3 protein-coding genes are annotated in these 3074 nt (G+C 48.2%); all 3 read left to right on the top strand.

The window, feature by feature from the left end; all coding sequences use genetic code 11:
• Nucleotides 1–189: 189 nt before the first annotated feature.
• From Q9J79_RS10210 to Q9J79_RS10200, 3 genes are read left to right on the top strand one after another with little or no spacing between them, the layout of a single operon-like run.
• The gene (locus Q9J79_RS10210) at nucleotides 190–1722 is read left to right on the top strand and encodes a hypothetical protein (RefSeq protein WP_301911209.1); all 1533 of its coding nucleotides are present in this window, start codon (nucleotides 190–192) and stop codon (nucleotides 1720–1722) included.
• A gap of 1 nt (nucleotide 1723) precedes the next feature.
• Entirely contained in the window at nucleotides 1724–2095 is a 372-nt protein-coding gene (locus tag Q9J79_RS10205) for a GtrA family protein (RefSeq protein ID WP_301911210.1), read from the top strand.
• On the top strand, nucleotides 2092–3042 hold the full coding sequence (locus Q9J79_RS10200; protein ID WP_301911211.1) for a glycosyltransferase family 2 protein: 951 nt from the start codon (nucleotides 2092–2094) through the stop codon (nucleotides 3040–3042). The genes Q9J79_RS10205 and Q9J79_RS10200 overlap by 4 nt, the downstream gene beginning before the upstream one ends.
• Nucleotides 3043–3074 lie beyond the last annotated feature (32 nt).

Genomic DNA, 3074 nt, shown 5'->3' with positions numbered 1-3074 from the left:
ACCCCCCCCCCCCCCCCAGATTTCTTTATTATGTCAACCGTAACAATTGTTTTGTTATGTAAAAGCCAACTGCCATACCACGGGACACACATACAGTTCGGTCCTATGTGCGTCCCAATTTAGAAAAGCTTACCTTTCAAACATACTAATATCCTGACGGGTAGGAATGAAACAACCAAGAAAATTTTGATGAACATCGCACTACCTTTATCCGACAAAATACAAAACAGGCTGTTTTTCCTTACCGTCCTTGCAACAGTATGTTTCCTGTTTTATCCGAAATACCTGCCGATGAACGACCTGCCGCAGCACGCCGCGCAGGTTGCCGCCTTGGATGATTTGCTCAAACACCGCAGTCCGTGGGCAGATATGCTGCAAATAAATTGGGATACGCCTTATCTGACCGTTTACGCCCTATGGTTGGCGCTGTATCAGTTTATGGGCATTAATGCTTCTTCCAAGGCTTTGGTCGCCCTCGAATTTTTATTTTTCATTTATACGGCAGTCAAAATGAGGAAGGAAATGGGGGCGGAAAGGATGACCGACTGGGTCGCGCTGACCTGCTTTTTCGGATTTGCCTTTCAATGGGGCTTTGTCGGCTACATTATGGGCATTCCCGTCGGCATACTGTTTTTCATTGCCAACAAGCGTTGGATTGAAAATCCCTCGGCAAAGATGCTTGCCGCCGTTGCCGCATTGGGGATATGGTCGTACTTCTCCCATATTCTGACCTTTTCATTTTTCTGCTTGCTTTCATACGGATACTTTCTTTTCAGAATCAAAGAAATCCCTTGGAAACAGCGTTTTTCCCTGACAGCCGCCTATCTCTTTTTCGCCGCCCTTTTGGCACGTTATACCGCAAAACCCAACCCCGTCCCCTATAAGGCATTTGAAGACAACTTTATCCAACATTCCTTTTGGGACAAAATACTGGAAATTGCCTACCTGCCTTGGAATATGTCGGTCCTGTTCTACTACGACATTGCCTGCCTTTTCCTCTTTGCCGCCCCCATAGCGGCAAACTGTCGCCCCACTCGGGAAAAAAGCCGGTACGTCCCGCTGCTTGCCTGTCTTGCGGTTTATTTCCTGATGCCTCATTTTACCTTTCAAACCAGCTTCCTTTACGAACGCTTCGCCCTGTTCGTCCCTATTTTTTATTATCTGATTTGGGAAAAGAAACCGGAAACGCCGGGCAGGACCGCAGCAAAAATATCGGAAGCAGCCTGCCTGTTGTCCGCCTTATGCATCGCCGCGCTGACGGGCAAAGCCTACCTTAACAACGTCCTTTTTGACCGCTCGCAGAAGCTGGCTGATTTTATAAAGATTTCCCAAATGATGGAAAACGGCAAAAAAGTCCTGACTGTCAACGACCCCTTGTCCATCAGCGAAGGCAGCCTGACTTCGGGCGGCGAGTTCTTCCATATCGCACAATGGTATCAGGCCGAAAGGCAGGGGTGGGTGGATTACAGCTTTGCCTCGGCGCACGCTATGCCCGTCCGCATGAAAATGAAAGAAATGTATGACGGGTACAGTCAAGTCAGGTTTTTGTCCGAATATAACCTGACCCGGAAAACAGACTGCCGCCGCTATGACTACCTGCTTATTCTGACCGCCAACCATACGTCGGACGCATTGGAAAAACTGCTTGCCGCCAATCCCTCCTGCTCCCGTGTTTCCCATATCAAGACCATAGGGGAATGGTCGCTTTTCAGACGGCATTGATATGCGGCTCAAACGGTTCGCGCGCTACGGCACGGTCGGCATCATCAGCACCCTAATCCATATCGCCGTTTTTACCGTGCTGTCAAGCCGGCAATATTCCGCCGCCGCCGCAAACCTCACGGCATTTGCCGCAGCCTCAGCATTCGGTTTTGCCGCAAATGCAAGATGGACGTTCAGTACAAAAGCTTCCTTCAAACGCTATGCCTGTTTCGTACTGTTTATGGGTTTTGCGGCATCGGCAAGCGGTTTGGCATCGGATGCCCTTGCTATGCCGCCGCAGGTCGCTGCCGTCAGATTTTCCGCCATCAGTCTGATATATGGCTACCTGTGCTCGAGTTACCTTGTTTTTGCCCAAACAAAAGGAAAACCATGAAAATATCGCTTATCGTCCCGGTGTGGAATGAAGAAGCCGCCATTCCGATCTTCTACCGTGCCGTCAGGGAAAGCAGGGGGCTTCAAAAATACGAAGTCGAAATCGTCTTCTGCAACGACGGGAGCACGGACAATACGGAAACCGTTTTGGAAAACCTCGCCCTTGCAGACCCCTTGGTCAAACCGCTGCACTTTACACGCAATTTCGGCAAGGAAAACGCCCTTTTCGCCGGCTTGAAACACGCATCGGGCAATGCCGCCATTCCGATTGACGTTGACCTTCAAGACCCCATAGAACTGATTCCGACTATGCTCGAAAAATGGCGTGCCGGCGCAAAAACCGTATTGGCAAAACGTATCGGACGCACGCAAGACCATCTGCTCAAAAGATGGAGCGCGTCCTTCTTCTATAAACTTTACAATAAAATCAGCCCCGTCAGAATCGAAGAAAATGTCGGCGATTTCCGACTAATTTCACGCGACATCATCGACACCGTTATCAAAATGCCTGAACGAAACCTCTTTATGAAAGGATTGCTTTCCTGGCCGGACAGAGGGGAAGTTGTCGAATACACCCGTCCGAAACGCATCATCGGCCATACCAAATTCAATGCCTTGAAACTTTGGAATCTCGCTTGGGACGGCATTACCGGATTTTCGACCGTCCCGCTCAAAATATGGACGTATATCGGCTTTTTGTTTGCATTTACCGCATTTTTATACGGCTCATTGATTATTCTCCGAACGCTCGTCTATGGAAAAGATATTCCCGGTTACCCGTCGCTTTTGGCCTGTATCCTGTTTCTCGGCGGAATCCAGCTCATCGGTATCGGCATACTCGGCGAATATATCGGACGTATCTATATCGAAACCAAACAGCGTCCCCGATATATTTTAAAAAACCGAAAGAAAGATGTTTATTTATTATTCAAACAAAATAAATTGTAAATTTGTTATCTTATTGTTTTTATTGGTTATTT

This window comes from Neisseria viridiae (assembly GCF_962747995.1).
Lineage (GTDB): Bacteria > Pseudomonadota > Gammaproteobacteria > Burkholderiales > Neisseriaceae > Neisseria > Neisseria viridiae.
The sequence above is the reverse complement of the archived record's forward strand: the minus strand, read 5'-3'. Positions and strand labels throughout refer to the sequence as shown.

Coding starts and splice junctions, on each gene's coding strand:
- Q9J79_RS10210 (WP_301911209.1), top strand. CDS start 190: ATGAACATCGCACTACCTTTATCCGACAAAATACAAAACAGGCTGTTT.
- Q9J79_RS10205 (WP_301911210.1), top strand. CDS start 1,724: ATGCGGCTCAAACGGTTCGCGCGCTACGGCACGGTCGGCATCATCAGC.
- Q9J79_RS10200 (WP_301911211.1), top strand. CDS start 2,092: ATGAAAATATCGCTTATCGTCCCGGTGTGGAATGAAGAAGCCGCCATT.